We start from the raw sequence: 15,785 nt of genomic DNA on the forward strand, positions 1-15,785 counted from the left end.
CATCCACCGAATGCATAACTTACAAATAACATTAAAAAGGCTGTTCCTTTGAGTAGAGATGTCTACTGGAGGGACAGCCTTTCCTGTTGTTTTTGAGGCAGCGTAACGATGACATCCGTCCCTTCGCCTTCTGCGCTTTCCATGCGTATCGTACCCTGGTGAGCATCTGTTATTGCCTTGGCAATCGGTAACCCAAGCCCGGTTCCTCCGGTTTTACGATGTCTGGAGCTGTCTACCCGATAAAATCGTTCAAAGACACGCTTGATCTCACTCTCAGGAATGCCAATTCCGTAATCCTTAACGCGGAGGTGGACATCTTTTTCATCAGTAGATAACCATATTTCGATTTCTTCCGAGCTATACTTTAACGCATTATCCAGCAAGATGACTAGTAACTGCTTGATTTTTGCAAGATTAGCATCCAGCCAAATTTCCTTCTCTTCTGTAGAAATAAAAATTTGGCGGTCATGTACAGGCCTGAGATGTGCTACCACCTGTTGACAACAACCGACCAGCTCTACCCGCTCATACGGTTCGGAATCTTGCTGCTGTGAGGAGGCCAATGTCAGCAATTGCTGCGTCATCGTACGCATTCGCTGAGTTTCTTCATAGATCGATTCAATCGATTCCTTACGTATGTCCTCGTCACGCGTACCCCACCGCCGCAGCATGTTGGCATAGCCCTCAATAATCATCAATGTCGTATTCAGTTCATGTGAGGCGTCGGAAACAAATTGCTGCTGGCTCTGAAAGCTTTCTTCCAATCTCTCCATCATTCGATTAAAGGTAGCGGTCATTTGGGATAATTCATCTTGATTAGGACTGCCAGCAGGAATTTTTTTGAATTTCAAGCTTCTTTCGATCTCCTGCATCGTTTGAATACTACTGGCAATGGGCAGCAATATCGCATTTGCCAAAATCGTGCTGCCCACCAGACTGAGCAACATAGCTCCAACAGTCGATGTGATAAGAATTGTATTTAAGATATCGAGATTGTTTTCGAGCGCATCCCATTTTTCTACGATCTCCAGTGTCCCCTTTTGATTACCTTCTGGTGAAAGCACCGGAAGATGGATAATCAGGATTTTATGATCCTGTAGATCCGTTAGTTGAGAGCTTTGAGAAAGGTTAAAATGTATATCGTTCAGCTTAAAGCGGGACTGACGGCTTACTTCATACAAAAGACGAGATTGCTGATCAAATACCCTCAGAATGGTATCCGCAGAAAGTTCATCTTTCAGCTTGGACCCCCAAGCATTTTTCAGAATCATCGTGGCTCCTGTTTCGGCAATGATTTCGGTCCATTTATTTTGTAGCACTTCTCTTTCATTACGAGTAGCAATTTTGACAAATAATAGATGAACCGTGACGTCCACAAACAGGAGAATCGTCATCACTAAAATAGAACTAAGCAGGGTAATTTTGGTCCGCAGCTTCAATGGTCTTCCTCCCGGATACAGTACCCAACACCGCGAACGGTTTTAATCAGTTTCTTTTTGTATCCATGATCAATTTTTTTGCGAACATACCGGATATATACATCTACCACATTCGTATCACCGACAAAATCAAACCCCCACACATCCTGAATCATTTGATCCCGATGCAATACCTGATTTTTGTGCTCCATCAGATAGAGAAGCAGATCAAATTCTTTGGGCGTAAGTTCGATACGTTTTCCTTCCCTCACCACGGACCGCGTCTTGGGTTCCAACACCAGGCTATCGACTTGAAGTTTGGACTGCTGCTTTTCCTCTTTTTGCGAAGTAGTAGCTGCCGGCTCCAACTGATTCCTCATACTGGCCCGCATCCGCGCTAATAATTCCTCAATTTCAAAGGGCTTTGTAATGTAATCATTAGCTCCTTCATCCAGACCTGAAACTTTTTCAGGAGTCGTGTTACGTGCAGTGACCATAATTACCGGGGTATGATTGTCCACTTTTCGAATCTGCTTCAGCACCTCGACACCGTTCATCTCGGGCAGCATCACATCCAGTATGATAATATCCCATGTAAGGGATAGTGCTTTTTCCAATCCTTCTTTTCCCGTCTGTGCAATTTCAACCGCATATCCTTCGTGGGATAACTCCAGTTGAAGCAATCTGGATATCTTCGCTTCATCATCAATGACCAGCACCGACTTTTCCATTGCAAAACCACCTATTTTTTATAGAGAAAACTAATAAGCAATGCACATACCATTCATTTTTTATTTGATTTTAAGCTTTTATCCGTATAGTCGCTCTATAATATAACTTTGTAATTTAATTTTTTGAGGTTAAGGAGTAATTTATTCATGTTAATTAATGTAGACTTTGCTTTGTTTCACTGGATCAATGAATTGGCTAATCACCTCGCCTTTTTGAATGGAACTATGCGTTTCTTGGCGCAATATGCACCGTATTTATTTGGAGTGGCTTTACTGCTATACTGGTTCACCTTTAAAATGCCGCATCGGATGATGGTTTTAGAAGCCGTTATAACGGTTTGTATCGGTTTTACAATTAGCTGGTGTCTTGGACATTTGTTTTACAGAGATCGGCCTTTTGTCGGACACTCTGTCATTCAGCTGATTCATCATGATCCCAATGCTTCATTTCCGAGTAACCATGCACTTGGAGCTTTTGCTTTGGCAGCAATTCTATGGCTTCATCATCAAAAATATCGTGTCCTCTGGATTGTCTTGGCTGTGCTTATTGCGATATCCCGCGTATGGACCGGTGTGCATTATCCTTCAGATATTTTGGCAGGGGTGCTCATTGGGGCAGGTTGCGCAGTTGGTGTTCACAAATTCATTCGCAGTCGGAAGCTTCCAGGCATCTTCATCCAAGCAGCTATTATTTTTTATGAAAAATGGGAGCAGAAGCTAGGAATAAAGCATGTAGAACAGACGAGAACAAAGATGACCCAATCTACTTCCTCTGTGCAAATAAAAAGCAGACGTTAATGCGTCTGCTTTTTTTAGCCTCATGATTTATGCACTCATTATGCAGTCGATTTGGTACGAAGTGGTAGCATTCGTTCTTCATACCGCTGGTAGAACCAAATGCAAGCCGCCATCCAGCAACCACTCATGAAATAGCCACCCACAACGTCACTCGGATAATGAACACCCAAATAAATGCGGCTTGTCCCGATCGTTACAATTAGTAGGCTACTGAGCACAACAAGAAGGATACGACCTATCCTGGAAGGAACGTGCTTCCACAATAAAAACGTCAGCGCCGCATACATACTGAAAGCGGTCATGGAATGTCCGCTTGGAAAGCTATATCCATTCGCTTCGATAATACGGTTGATTTCAGGCCTCGCACGCCGAAATAGCATTTTTAGTACCGTATTCAACAGCACTGATCCCAGCACAGCAACCGCTAAAAAAAGCAATTCTCGTCGGTGTCCCAATACACTATAGAGCACGAACATGGCAATTAAAATGATGATTACCACTGGAAGCCCGCTGCCGATAATAGTGAAACATTTCATAAGACGTGTCATGAAAGGCGATTCCAGTTGTCCAATAGCCGTAATGATCTTGTGGTCAAAATGCCGTACTTGCTGGTCGCTAACCCATAATGCGATTAAGCCAAAACCAAGGGCACATACTATACATGTAAGTAGAGCCACGGAAATCGGTAGCTTTGTATATATTTGCTTCATTTTTTAGAGGTCCTCCATGAAATTCATCCCGTGATCAAACAAAATGTAGCTTTCGCATCCTCCATGTATTTACTTTACCCACTTTTCTTGTATCATTTCATAAAAAGATTAGCTTTTAGAATAAAGCATGGTTAGCTTTTTGGCAAAAGAACGAGGAGTCATCCTGTGATATGAAATCAATTCCCCATTACAGATCACGTGAAATACGCCATACGGTGTCGGAGACAGTTCCATGAGTTGTGAACGATCTCGTATATCAATAATCTCGGGTTGTATCCCCACAGTCTCAGCTACTTCAATCGCATTGTGCGTGGCTATTTCCAGATAAGGGCATTGATGAGTTCGTAAAATGGTTAAGCCTTCACTAAAACGATCCAGACGTTGAACCCAATTATTAGGAAAATAAGGATCTGAATGCTCTTGATTAAACTTATAAACATACAACTGAAAAGAATATGGAGCATCCTCCACATGCCGAAATCCGTTTTTCAGAAAAATTTCGGGACCTGGCGCCCAGGAGGTATCTATATTTGTAACGACTGCCACTCCCTTCTTCCCCAACGTAATAGCATCTTGAATGCAGCGTTGAATAAGCTGTGAGCCTAATCCCAAGCCGGTTACAGCAATCCAGATACAATGAATTACTAGATATCCATCCGCATGAACAGCTCTCCATGCTTGTTCACCCGATGCATACTCTATAAATCCCGCTGGTTTATTGTCTTTTCTCAATTGTATGTAAGTCAAACTTTGAGTGAATTCTTTTTCTGTCCAATTTAGTTTTTGTACATATCCCGGTGCTTTTTGCATGCTTCTCATGCAAAAACAGCCGTCTTCCCTTATTTGATTTTCATACCATTCAATGGTTGTTGTTGAATTTTCCATTTAGTCTCTCCTAACTTTATGAATATTGATATAAGGATTTCATAATGATTACAAAACCGCAAGCGAAATATAGTGAAAAAAACAGCACAAAAAAAGACACCACTCAAGCCTTATTGGCTCGAATGGCATCTGTCATTGCATGTGAGACACTGCTAACACAATTCTATGTCAAACAAATAGCATCTTCTTATTAGGTTGGCGTGACTTCACCAAGTTTAATCTTATTCTCTGCTTCTTCAATTGGATAGCGTTTGCGGAACCACAGCGATTGAAGCAGCAAAAAGGTGCCGCTTACGGTCCAATATAAAGGCATGGCCGCAGGAGCGTTGAAGGAAAAGACCGCCATCATAATCGGTGAAAGATAACCCATAATAGCAAATTGCTTGCGCTGGTCAGCCGTCATCTGTTGCTGAGAAAGCTTAGCCTGTGCCAAGTATACAACTGCGACGACAATTGCCAGAATCCAATCCGGCTGTCCGAGCCGGAACCATAAGAAGGAATGTGACGCCAACTCCGGCGTGAGTCGGATGGCAGTATACATACCGCTTAAAATCGGGAGCTGAATGAGAATAGGCAGACAACCGATATTGAGCGGATTGAATTGATGCTCTTTGTACAGCGCCATCATTTCCTGCTGCATACTCTGCTGGCTGGTGGTATCTTTTTTATTCTCATACTTCTTTTTAATTCGGTCCAAGTCGGGCTGCATAGCGCTCATCTTGCGCTTCATACCCTGCTGGGCACGCGTTTGACGCATCATTAGCGGCAATAAGGCCAGACGGACAATGAATGTCAAAGTCATGATCGCCAGCCCAAAACTTCCACCGAACCATTCCGCCAAATGCTGAATGAGCCAAGAAAGTGGGAATACCACGTAATGATTAAAAAAACCAGGTGTCTGTGCATTAATCTCCGCAGCATTCGCACCACAACCAGACAGCAGCATGACCACCGCCAACGCTACGATTAAACCCAATATCCGTTCTTGTTTACCCCAAAAAGTGAATCCCTTGAATCGTTTCATATGTTCCTCCTCGTTGATTGGCTGTGCCATTTTTCAACAAGGGGGAACAATCGGAAGCATCTTCATCTGGCGCTTCCTTCCGCCGAATGTGACGTGCTAGCCGGACAGGCATGTCCTGTCCGCGGGCAGACATCGGCATCAGCGGAGAAGCATGCGAGCGAACGGGGCCGCCTTCGACCCAGCATTCAGCTACGCTGCCATGCAAATGAGCAAGATACGTATATGTCACTGTGCACAGCAAGCCGATCGTAAGCAAATAGGGGAGTAGGTCCTGAAGCTCAAACAAGGGATTCACCTCCTTCGGTATGTTGCTACAATTATAGCACGAAACCGGACAATCGACTAATCTTTAAATAGAGATAGAGATCGGATTACACAAGAAAGTACGCTCTACGTAACGGTAAAACTTAACGTATAGCAAGCATACGATTCAGTGCCTGTACAGCGTCCTGTCTGATCTGAGCATCCACCCGAATTACACCTACAGGCTCTCCCCGATCAATCTGTTCCATTGCCCACAGCAAATGCGGAAGATCGATCCGGTTCATGGTCAGACAAGGACACATATCGGGATTGAGCGATTCAATCTGCTGTTCAGGGTGCTGTTGTCTAATTCGTTGCACGAGATTCATCTCTGTGCCAACGGCCCAACGGGTTCCCGGCTCTGCCGCACGGATCGTATCGATGATGAATTTGGTGGAGCCAGCACAATCTGCGAGTTGTACAACCTCATAAGAGCATTCGGGATGAACGATGACTCGGATATTCTTATCGCGTTCACGGACGTTGCGAATATGATCTACCGTAAATTTTTCATGAACTGAACAATGCCCTTTCCATAAAATGATTTTTATGGTTGCCGGGTTTCGTTCAGTCTCCAACTGATCGGTCATAGGATTCCATACGGCCATTTCATCTAGCGGAATTCCAAGATCATGGGCGGTATTGCGTCCCAAATGTTGATCCGGCAAAAATAAAATACGTTCCTTTTGTTTCAGTGCCCAGTCTAGCACCTGCTTGGCATTCGAAGAAGTCACGGTAGCCCCGCCATGCCGTCCTACAAAGGCTTTAATCTCTGCTGTGGAATTTACATATGTTAACGGAATGATCGTATCACCAACCAACTCCTGCAAATGCTTCCACGCTCGTTCCGTCTGCTCCATATTCGCCATATCTGCCATTGAGCAGCCTGCGCGCATATCCGGCAGAACAACGGTTTGCCGGTCGGTAGTCAGCATATCCGCTGTCTCCGCCATAAAATGAACCCCGCAAAACACAATAAACTCCGCTTCCTGATTTTGTGCCGCCATTTGAGCAAGCTGTAGAGAATCTCCTGTTATATCAGCAAATTGGATAACCTCGTCTTTCTGATAGTGATGGCCCGGAATGAGCAGCTTTGAGCCCCATTTTTGTTTCAGCTCGGCTACGCGTTGCTCCATGTCAGCAACCGTCAGTGTTTTATAATGCTCTGGCATAAGTCCACGATTTCCTTGTAAAACGTCTAGCATAGACATTAGATTCCCTCCATATCGTTGCGGCTGACTGTCCCTCGCTCACGAATAGATAACCGCTATGTGTACAAAACATATTTACATGTGTCTTGACACCTATATTTACACATGCCTACAATAATCTCAAGAGTTTTTGGAATGGAATTATTTTTAAGCGGGGAGGATTTGCTGTGATTTACCTGGACTATGCCGCTTCCACACCCATGTGTGACGAAGCTTTGCATATATATAGCGTAATGAATAAGGAAATGTTCGGAAATGCCAGCAGCCTCCATGATGCGGGCGGTCAAGCAGCCTACACACTAGATTACAGCAGGCAACGAATGGCAAAAATGATTGGCGGGCAAAAGGAAGGCATCTATTTTACATCAGGGGGCACAGAATCCAATATGGTGGTCGTGCAATCAATCCTGAACGGGCTGCCGCCAGACAAAAAGCATTGGATTATGAGCGCTTTGGAACATCACTCGATGTACAATCTTGCTACTTTGCTAGAACATCAGGGCTATGAGCTAACTATTATACAACCGGATCAGGAAGGACGAATAACCCGTGAAGTTCTTGTACCCCATCTTAGAGACAACACCGGGCTTGTATCAATACAACACGCCAATTCAGAGACAGGGCTGATTCAGGATCTTGCTGCCTTGTCTCCCCTGCTCCACGAACGTGGTATTATGTTGCACAGTGATGCGGTACAAACATTTGGGAATGTTCACATAGATGTAGAAGCCATGGGAGTGGATGCACTCTCTATATCAAGCCATAAAGTATATGGCCCCAAAGGTGTCGGTGCTGCATATCTTAAACCCGGAACCCCATGGCGTCCGGTGTATCCTGATACACTGCATGAAAACGGATTTCGTCCTGGTACAGTTAATGTTCCTGGGATTGCAGCCTTTGTCGCAGCGGCAGAAATGATGACGGAACAGATGGAGATGCATCAGGAGCGATATGCTACCCTGCGAAGATACTTTATTACGAAAATTCAGGAAAGATCCATTCCATTACGTTGGGTGGTAGAGGAAAGCGAAAAAAAAGCAGTGCTTCATCATATTGTAGGATGTTTTTTTCACGGTTACGAGGGACAATATGTTATGCTGGAATGTAATCGCAGCGGTGTCTGTATATCTACCGGAAGCGCATGTGCCGCCGGACATCACGATCCTTCACCTGCCTTACAGGCACTTGGAGCATCTGAACGTGAAGCCTTACAATTTATCCGTATTTCTTTCGGCAGGACAACCACCATCGAGGAATTGAATGTACTGGTAGATATTTTGACAGACCTGACGCATCGACAAGAAAGGAGCTTATCCCGTTGACTGAATCTTTAAAACGGTCAGGTACGGATCGCCGCGAACAGCTGCTATTGTGGCTCAAAAGCGAGTCACCGCTGACCGGGAGCGAGCTGGCACGCAGGTCCTCCGTTTCCAGACAAGTAATTGTACAAGATATTTCCCTGTTAAAAGCAAGCCAAGAGCCTATACTTGCAACGAGTCAAGGATACATTTATATGGAACCTGCGGCTCAAGCCGCTCCCTTAGCCTCTCGTATTATTGTGTGTAATCACCGACCTGAACAAACAGAAGAAGAATTAAAGCTAATTGTAGACTACGGTGTCAGTGTGCAGGATGTTATAGTTGAACATCCAGTATATGGAGATCTGACTGCTCCAATACGGGTCGGAACTCGCAAAGAAGTGGACGATTTTATACGTAAGATCAGCTCCACCCAAGCCACTTATTTGTCCCAGCTGACCGGAGGCATCCACCTGCATACCTTGCATGCGTCGGATGAAGATAAAATTAATGATGCCTGTGCTGCATTGGAGCAAGCCGGCTTCCTAATGACAGATTAATCTTAATACGATAGCAAAGCAATAAAAATCCTTTCCAGTTTGTGGAGTGCAAATGCACTCCGCAGGGATGGTATGTAAATAGCAAGAAATGAAAAATCCCGGCCCCCTTATAAAGGGAATCGGGAATGGACTAAGCGAGCTTAATTTCTAGTAACTCATATTTGATTACAGCCATAGGTGCATCGACATGAATGATACTGCCCACTTCTTTCCCCAAAAGTGCCTTACCTAAAGGACTCTCATAGGAAATTTTGTTGTCCAGAACATCTGCCTCCGCAGGACTTACAACTTTGTATTCCACCTTCTCCGAGAATTCGATGTCATTCAGAATAACAGTAGAACCGATACTGACCGTTTTAAGATCCAGATTACTTTCATCCACTATCCGAGCTTTGGTCAACATTTTTTCCAAGACCATGATTCGTGTTTCCATAAACGCCTGATCGTCCTTGGCTGAGTGATATTCACTATTTTCCTTCAGATCTCCATAGCTGATGGCCAACTTGAGGCGTTCGGCTAGCTCCTTGCGTTTTACTGTCTTCAGTTCCTTGAGCTCTTCCTCCAGCTTGGCTAATCCCTCTTTAGTTAACAATACTTCTTCATTCGACATGGTCTTATTTCAACTCCTATTTCAGCACTTTGCATAATTCAAGTTCAATACTCGAAGGTACAATATATACGAGCTAAACCGTTAGGGTCCATCTATTGCTAATTGGATAAAGCTCCTGGAATTGATGCAAAATGCTCATTTAGCTTGCTTTATTGTAGTTTACTCTAAATTGGACCAACATGCGAAAAGAAATTCAGGAAATAGCAATCAGCTACCTTCGACCACTGTGATCCATATGGTAACCAAAGCTTTCTTGTTCGCATATCGTATGATCATAACGTATTTTAATGAGCACGTGCAGTGCCACTGCCCTTGTCCCAAATTTCATGCAAATCAGGCAGGAGCAGTGTATGGCGGGAGGAAGGATTCAATGGCTTCCTTAGGAAAGAATGGCAATGGGAACGGGAATCGCAAATCCAAATCCCCCCCTAACGGTCAAAAGAAAAATGGATTAAACAGTAATTCGGCTATCTTTTCAGCACTTCAAGGAAAAAATGTAGAGGTCCTAGTCGCAGCCCTCCTACTAACAGGAAAACTAAACGTCGATTCCGTGACTTTATACAGACAAGCAACATTATTTTTAGGTCTCACAGGAAAATACAAAACATTAGCATCTGCCCCTACTAATGTCGATAATATGGTGAAATTTTTAAATGATAACGGCAATATGACGTTGGATCAGGTGATACAAGCCTTTTCGCAGAAAATAAATAATTAACAGGTGGCGAAAGGAGATAGTTGTGGTGAGTGAGTTTGATGGAGAATCTTTTGCAGAGTTTATCATTATTGTGATTCTAGTTGCCATGATCTTCTATGGCTCCTCAGATATAGAGGGACTTTCCGCTTCGCCAACCCAATCCTAAAATGCTAATTCCCGCAAAAAAGAGCATCTATAGACTCTCGCGAGGTCAATAGATGCTCTTCCTTTTTAACGGCTCATTATTTCGAATTAACGTTCCTTCACTTCTACACTTATGGTTTGACTGGAAACCTCTCCTGCAGCATTGACTAACTCGGCCCGATACTCATATGTACCCGGCTTTTGATTTTGGATGTTGGTCACAGCACTTTGGGCCTGCGGACTTTGGCTCGACAGATCCTGCGTGTCGATCAGCTCTCCATTTTCATACAGGTTGTATTGGGTTGCATTCGTACCCCACCACATGTTCATTGTCAGGGTATAGTTACCGTCACCATCCCAATTGTTATGAGACAACACCGGTATGCCAGGAGTAGCATCGATCACTTCGACAGTTAACGGGTCGCTGACCGTTTTACCGGAAGCGTTGATCAGCTCAGCAGTATACGTGTAGGTTCCATTGCTCTTGCCTGTAACAGAAATGACTGCATGCTGTGCTTCAGGGGAAGCCGCTTGCAACGATTGGGTTGCAATCAGCTTGTCATTTTCATACAACTTGAGTTCATCACCATTCGTGCCCCACCACAGATTCATGGTGATGTTGTAGTCTCCATCCTTCAGTCCGGTGTCCTGACCGTTATCATGAGACAGCACCGGTTTACCCGGCACTTCACCTACAGTGTTTTTCTCGACTCTAACGGTTACTGGATTGGATACGACCGTTTTACCGTCCAAGGTGACGCTCGCTGTAATCTCGGCGCTCCCCTCTTTTAGGGCCCGAAGCTCTCCATACGTATCCAGTGCAACGGATTCATGGCTGCTGATATACTGAACAGAGGCATTACTTAAATCAGCTTGGCTGCCATCTGTGAGCGTACCCTTGAGATGTGTGGCTGCTGTATCCCCAACGTTAAATGTTGTTTGATCCAGTGAAAGCTCTACTTCCTGCAAAGCTGCGCCTGTCTGAGCTGAAAAATCATCTAGCCCGCGCGGCTTTAACTGATAATTTCCTTTGAAAACCGCCGAAATTCCCTTCAGCTTCACTTGCTGTCCTTCTTGATACGGAAAAGATGTCCGTGTTAAGCCTGTACGTGCATCAACTCGCACATGATGGCTAACCTCACCCGCTACTGCATCAAATTCAAACGAACCTACAGGAGTTGCATCTATTATATTACGAATAATGGCAGTAGGAAGCTCAACCAGCTGTCCTTGATTCGCATCGCTGAGCTCGGTGACTTGCACAGCTTGCGGAAGTTGTCCTTCTCCCGTTTTTTCAATAGCCACTGCATCAGTCAACTCGACTTCACCATTGTACAGTGCCAAACTTGCTGTAATCTTTACTCGATCACCTTGGTGAAAGCCGCTTTGGTTTTGATATACATAAATGCCGCCACTTTCATCCTGCATGTAAAAGGCTTGACCGCCAAAAGCCCCAGGTTCTGTCGTCACAACACCCTCTAAGGTCACAACTTTGCCAGCCGAAAGATTCCGTGCTTCTGCGACACTGATTCGAGCCGGAATTGTATTGCCATCCTCAGGCAACGGCTGGGCTGGGACATCTGCCAGCACGACGGATTGGGTCAGCAGGTTGCTGCCGTTTTGTCTCAGCCTAAGATTAGCTGCACCACTGGTACCCGGCTTGATCCGCACCGTCAGGTCCCTATAGGCATGCCCCTTGCTGTCGGATTCCAGACTAAATGTTCCGCTATAACCGTAAGAGGTCGGCCAGCTTCCATCTGGATTTTGAATCTGGGCTACTTGGTTGCCGCCCGCTACATAAATACCTGCGCTGAATCCGCTAATCGTACTATTGGGAGCCAGTTGGTCGGCAACTATGCGAATTTGAAAAGGCTGTGCATTCGGCAGTTGCTCCTGCCGAACGATGCTGTACACAGGCTGCGCACTGGCTGTAGGTCCGCCATAGGAGCCGGCCTTGAACGTTCGCTGATCCCACCATTTGTAGCCGGCTGCAGGAGCAGACCAAGGCTCGGCTTGCGGTTCCGTAGAAGCCTGAGGAGCTTCAAAAGACAGCAATGCCGTCGGCTGATCTAGCTGTAAGTTTTTTACATCCGACAGGCTGGTATACTCCTCCTTCTTGGACAACCAATCGACGATATTGACCAGTAACACAGCGTCATCCTGCTCCTTAAAACCATCATACGTTGTCTTCTTGGTTCCTGTCTCTTCACGCAGATATTTCGGCGTTGCATCTTCAACAGGAGATGAATCCCCAATGAAAGCAGCTTTGCCTAGACCTACTTTTGCTACAGCTGCATAAGGTCCTTCCGCTATACCACCTCCGTTATAAACGCCCTGATCTACTGCATTCCCCCAAGCCTGATTGGTTTTAGGCAGATATACGATCCCCTTGGCTTTGGTCGGGTCAATAATCGCCAATGTTGATCCTGCGTGCATTGCCACATTACTCACTCCTGCTGTAATGCCGAACGCCTGGGCAGGTTCAACAATCTGATTAGCCGTGATATCGCCTAATGCATTGTAGCGAAAGCGTATACCAAACTGCTTACCCAGCCAATCTGAGCTAACCACGCCCTGCATCGCTGCCGAGCTTTTTTCTTCCTCACTCATTCCCTTTGCAGGGTCTTCCCATGCACCACGACGGTACCCATTGATACTTTCCGATCCGTCCCAGCGATTCTTGTTGCGGTCGGCGTTATAATGATCACCAATGAAAAAAATGCTATTGCCTGCTTTAACATACTGTTCCATTGCGGCCTGTTCGCTTTGTTTAAAAGGAATATTCGGCTCCGCTGTCACAAATACATCATAATTCTTTAAATCATTATAAGTAATAGGTGTAGATTGGCGAAGCTCATGAACGTCGTAGCCATTGTTTGCAAGGGCTTGGCCAAAATCTGAAAATCCACCATCAATCACCCAATCTGCTGCGCCGGCTGTCTGTCCATGTGTATTATCGAACAACACTTTTTTACCAACGTTTTCGTTGACCACTTTGGCTGCAATGAAAGGGGCCGGGTCTGCCGGACCTTCTGCGCGTGCCGGTTGCATGCCGCCCACAACACCGGCGTACAACGATAAAGTGAAAACCATAGCTGTTGCGTATTTGAAGCTGCGGGATGTAAAACGACGAAAGATTCCCATTCTATTCCTCCTGTTAATTGGTTTAAGGCCCCTCTCAGAGGGGCACTAAATATAAATGTTAGCATTCATTTATGTGCGGACATGCGTTGTTTTGTAAATCTTTAGGAATAATGAAAAGGGAGGAAATTCCAATAAAAAAGGTAGGCTGTATGCAGCAAAGTGAGTATCGCAAATACAATTTTCCCGGCAGCCCGGGTTCTTTTTTCCCCTGTAATCAGCTTGGTGCCATTCACGATCAATACCCACACGGCAATGAGTGCTGAAATGAGCGGCAGCGTACAAATTCCCCAGATATACCAGGCGGAATAGCCATACACCATCTGGTTGTTACCATAGACGACCTGTACCCCGAGAAAAATCGTATTTAGTAACGCGATGTATGCCAGGTTGGACGAAATGTGATTATTCGTTTTGCGGATAACTCTGATCACATATCTTATGATCCATATCAGTAGGGTTGTGACGAAAAATAAGGATGCGGCTGCATAGCTGACGAGTAGCGTCCAGGTACGGTGCCAAAGTGTCGTCTGCTTCATGGTCTTACTATCCGGGGCAATCATCATCCACGTACCCTTTTCCTGATACAGCAAAATTTTAAGCTGGCCCCCCTTTTCCACAAACAGCCCATCACCTGCTGCTTGAAAAACTTTGTCTGTTGCTTCATTCTGATCCGGGTATTTTCCTTTAACAATTAGCGTATGATCATCTTGAATATGAACGGTGTATTTAATGCTTCCCAGTATCCGAATCCATTTTCCCCACCCATGAACAGGAGTAGTATCCACCTGATATACGCCCTCGATCTCTGGCGAAAGCTTCACTTGCGTGACAGAACGAGCCAGTGACTGAGAAGCGGCCTGTGGCTTTGCGGGCAGCATTTGAGCTATCGTATTGATGACTTTTCCATGAAGCAGGGTGTCTGTGTCAGCTGAATTGATGGTCACAAAAATACCGATCTTTTGGGATGGAATCAGTACCATTTCGGAAATAAAATCATCAATTTCTCCAGTAGCCCACAACATGGGTACTCCCGTCTTCAGTTGACCACGGAAAAATCCGTAGCCCAAGCCATCCAGACGGGCATCCGCTGCAAATTGCTGTGCATGCATCACTTTTACCGTTTGTGGCTGGAGTACCGCTTTGCCCTCATACTCTCCTTGGTTTAAATGAGTGATCAGATAGTGGGAAAATTCGTTGGGTGTGACGTTCAACGCTCCTGCTCCCGGCAGATTGATATACGATAAGGGTTGTTTCACATAAGCTCCATGCTTCCACTGATACGATTGCGCCAGTTCTGGATGATTTAATGGCAACTCCAGTGTCGCGCTGGGCATATTCATCGGCTGGAAAAGATGTGTACGAAAGTAATCATTCAGTCCCTGAGCGGTTACTTGCTCCACGATATTACCGATCAGACCGAAGGCGACATTACTGTATTCATACTGAATTCCAGGTTTGCGGATAGGTGGCTGATTTTGAAAATACGTGCTGAGATACTGCTCTGTAGGTAAAACGCCTGCGCGAGTTGAGCTGTTAATGTCGTATATCGCTTCATCTAATCCCGCAGTATGTGTCAGAAGCTGATGCAGATTGAAAGGGATATTTTGGTATTGCGAAGCTTTATAGCTGTGGAGATAGCTGTTCACGTCTTCATTCAAATCAAGCTTGTTTTGCTCGACCAGTTGCATTGTGGCACTTGCACTAAATGATTTGGTTAGCGAGCCAACACGAACAATGGTCTTTGCCGGGTCGAATACCATTTTCCGCTCCAGGTCTGCATATCCATATCCTTTACTAAAAAGAATTTGGTCTTCCTGGGTCACAACGACGGCCGCTCCCGGAATATGCAATTTTTCCAATTCTGTACTCATGATATCGTCCACTGCTTTTTCCACTGAATTAGGTGTTATACTATCTGCTGCCCATGCTGAATTAATGAGCAGATTCCAAAGAAACAACGTTGTTAAGAATGCGGATAGGTAGCCAATACCTCTATTCTTCATATTGAAGTACCCTCCTTACCTATGAAGTTGATTTCATGATTTAAACCGTGCGGTGATTGCATAGCGGAGCAGATATTTACACTCCGTATGGGAGCCATCAGCATGGCGCTATGGAATCATCGCACTTCCCTCGCGGGAGTGCGCATGATAAAGCGAATCCTGATCGAATCGCGTAAGCAGAAGGCTTCTTACCTGTTCGATCAGGATTCATACATTACAGATAAAATTAGTAATTCCAGTTAGTTAAAT

The 15,785-nt window shown here is 45.1% G+C and carries 15 protein-coding genes; 5 read left to right on the forward strand and 10 right to left on the reverse strand.

What is annotated here, in order from left to right; translation table 11 throughout:
• Positions 1-62: 62 nt before the first annotated feature.
• Both ACXHJ1_RS20495 and ACXHJ1_RS20500 read right to left on the reverse strand, forming a co-directional pair.
• Positions 63-1,439: a sensor histidine kinase gene (locus tag ACXHJ1_RS20495; protein WP_457905143.1), complete on the reverse strand. Its 1,377-nt coding sequence runs from the start codon at positions 1,437-1,439 to the stop codon at positions 63-65.
• The gene (locus ACXHJ1_RS20500) at positions 1,436-2,149 is read right to left on the reverse strand and encodes a response regulator transcription factor (RefSeq protein ID WP_017428496.1); all 714 of its coding nucleotides are present in this window, start codon (positions 2,147-2,149) and stop codon (positions 1,436-1,438) included. Before ACXHJ1_RS20500 ends, ACXHJ1_RS20495 begins: the two co-directional genes overlap by 4 nt.
• Before the next feature lie 147 nt (positions 2,150-2,296).
• Between ACXHJ1_RS20500 and ACXHJ1_RS20505 the strand changes: the two genes are divergently transcribed.
• A complete protein-coding gene (locus ACXHJ1_RS20505; protein ID WP_016818951.1) occupies positions 2,297-2,947 on the forward strand; it encodes an undecaprenyl-diphosphatase in 651 nt (216 codons plus the stop codon).
• A 38-nt stretch (positions 2,948-2,985) separates the two neighbouring features.
• Here the strand turns inward: ACXHJ1_RS20505 and ACXHJ1_RS20510 are convergent, their stop codons facing one another.
• From ACXHJ1_RS20510 to nadA, 5 genes are all read right to left on the reverse strand, one after another.
• The gene (locus ACXHJ1_RS20510; protein WP_016818950.1) at positions 2,986-3,657 is read right to left on the reverse strand and encodes a phosphatase PAP2 family protein; all 672 of its coding nucleotides are present in this window, start codon (positions 3,655-3,657) and stop codon (positions 2,986-2,988) included.
• Positions 3,658-3,765: 108 nt separating this feature from the next.
• Complete coding sequence (locus ACXHJ1_RS20515; protein WP_457905144.1) at positions 3,766-4,542, reverse strand: GNAT family N-acetyltransferase; 777 nt, start codon at positions 4,540-4,542, stop codon at positions 3,766-3,768.
• 190 nt (positions 4,543-4,732) lie between these two features.
• Complete coding sequence (gene yidC, locus ACXHJ1_RS20520; RefSeq protein ID WP_016818947.1) at positions 4,733-5,566, reverse strand: membrane protein insertase YidC; 834 nt, start codon at positions 5,564-5,566, stop codon at positions 4,733-4,735.
• A complete protein-coding gene (locus tag ACXHJ1_RS20525) occupies positions 5,532-5,852 on the reverse strand; it encodes a hypothetical protein (RefSeq protein WP_017428493.1) in 321 nt (106 codons plus the stop codon). Before ACXHJ1_RS20525 ends, yidC begins: the two co-directional genes overlap by 35 nt.
• A gap of 121 nt (positions 5,853-5,973) precedes the next feature.
• Positions 5,974-7,080, reverse strand: a complete 1,107-nt coding sequence (gene nadA, locus ACXHJ1_RS20530; RefSeq protein ID WP_107735018.1) for a quinolinate synthase NadA — start codon at positions 7,078-7,080, stop codon at positions 5,974-5,976.
• Between the two features lie 167 nt (positions 7,081-7,247).
• Here nadA and ACXHJ1_RS20535 point away from each other — a divergent pair, with 167 nt between their 5' ends.
• Together ACXHJ1_RS20535 and ACXHJ1_RS20540 are read left to right on the forward strand one after the other, a co-directional pair.
• On the forward strand, positions 7,248-8,402 hold the full coding sequence (locus ACXHJ1_RS20535; protein WP_107735017.1) for an IscS subfamily cysteine desulfurase: 1,155 nt from the start codon (positions 7,248-7,250) through the stop codon (positions 8,400-8,402).
• Positions 8,399-8,938: a transcription repressor NadR gene (locus ACXHJ1_RS20540; protein WP_016818943.1), complete on the forward strand. Its 540-nt coding sequence runs from the start codon at positions 8,399-8,401 to the stop codon at positions 8,936-8,938. The genes ACXHJ1_RS20535 and ACXHJ1_RS20540 overlap by 4 nt, the downstream gene beginning before the upstream one ends.
• A 130-nt stretch (positions 8,939-9,068) precedes the next feature.
• On the opposite strand, the gene greA is transcribed toward ACXHJ1_RS20540, so the two are convergent.
• Positions 9,069-9,548, reverse strand: coding sequence for a transcription elongation factor GreA (gene greA / locus ACXHJ1_RS20545; protein ID WP_016818942.1), 480 nt, complete (start codon positions 9,546-9,548; stop codon positions 9,069-9,071).
• A 370-nt stretch (positions 9,549-9,918) separates the two neighbouring features.
• Between greA and ACXHJ1_RS20550 the strand changes: the two genes are divergently transcribed.
• Positions 9,919-10,266: a hypothetical protein gene (locus ACXHJ1_RS20550; protein WP_016818941.1), complete on the forward strand. Its 348-nt coding sequence runs from the start codon at positions 9,919-9,921 to the stop codon at positions 10,264-10,266.
• A 231-nt stretch (positions 10,267-10,497) separates the two neighbouring features.
• On the opposite strand, the gene ACXHJ1_RS20555 is transcribed toward ACXHJ1_RS20550, so the two are convergent.
• Together ACXHJ1_RS20555 and ACXHJ1_RS20560 are read right to left on the reverse strand one after the other, a co-directional pair.
• On the reverse strand, positions 10,498-13,533 hold the full coding sequence (locus tag ACXHJ1_RS20555) for a chitinase N-terminal domain-containing protein (RefSeq protein ID WP_457905145.1): 3,036 nt from the start codon (positions 13,531-13,533) through the stop codon (positions 10,498-10,500).
• Positions 13,534-13,634: 101 nt separating this feature from the next.
• Complete coding sequence (locus tag ACXHJ1_RS20560) at positions 13,635-15,536, reverse strand: serine hydrolase domain-containing protein (RefSeq protein ID WP_457905146.1); 1,902 nt, start codon at positions 15,534-15,536, stop codon at positions 13,635-13,637.
• 102 nt (positions 15,537-15,638) lie between these two features.
• Here ACXHJ1_RS20560 and ACXHJ1_RS20565 point away from each other — a divergent pair, with 102 nt between their 5' ends.
• Complete coding sequence (locus ACXHJ1_RS20565; RefSeq protein WP_016818937.1) at positions 15,639-15,779, forward strand: hypothetical protein; 141 nt, start codon at positions 15,639-15,641, stop codon at positions 15,777-15,779.
• The last annotated feature ends 6 nt before the right edge of the window (positions 15,780-15,785 follow it).

The organism is Paenibacillus sp. ALE2, assembly GCF_054113385.1.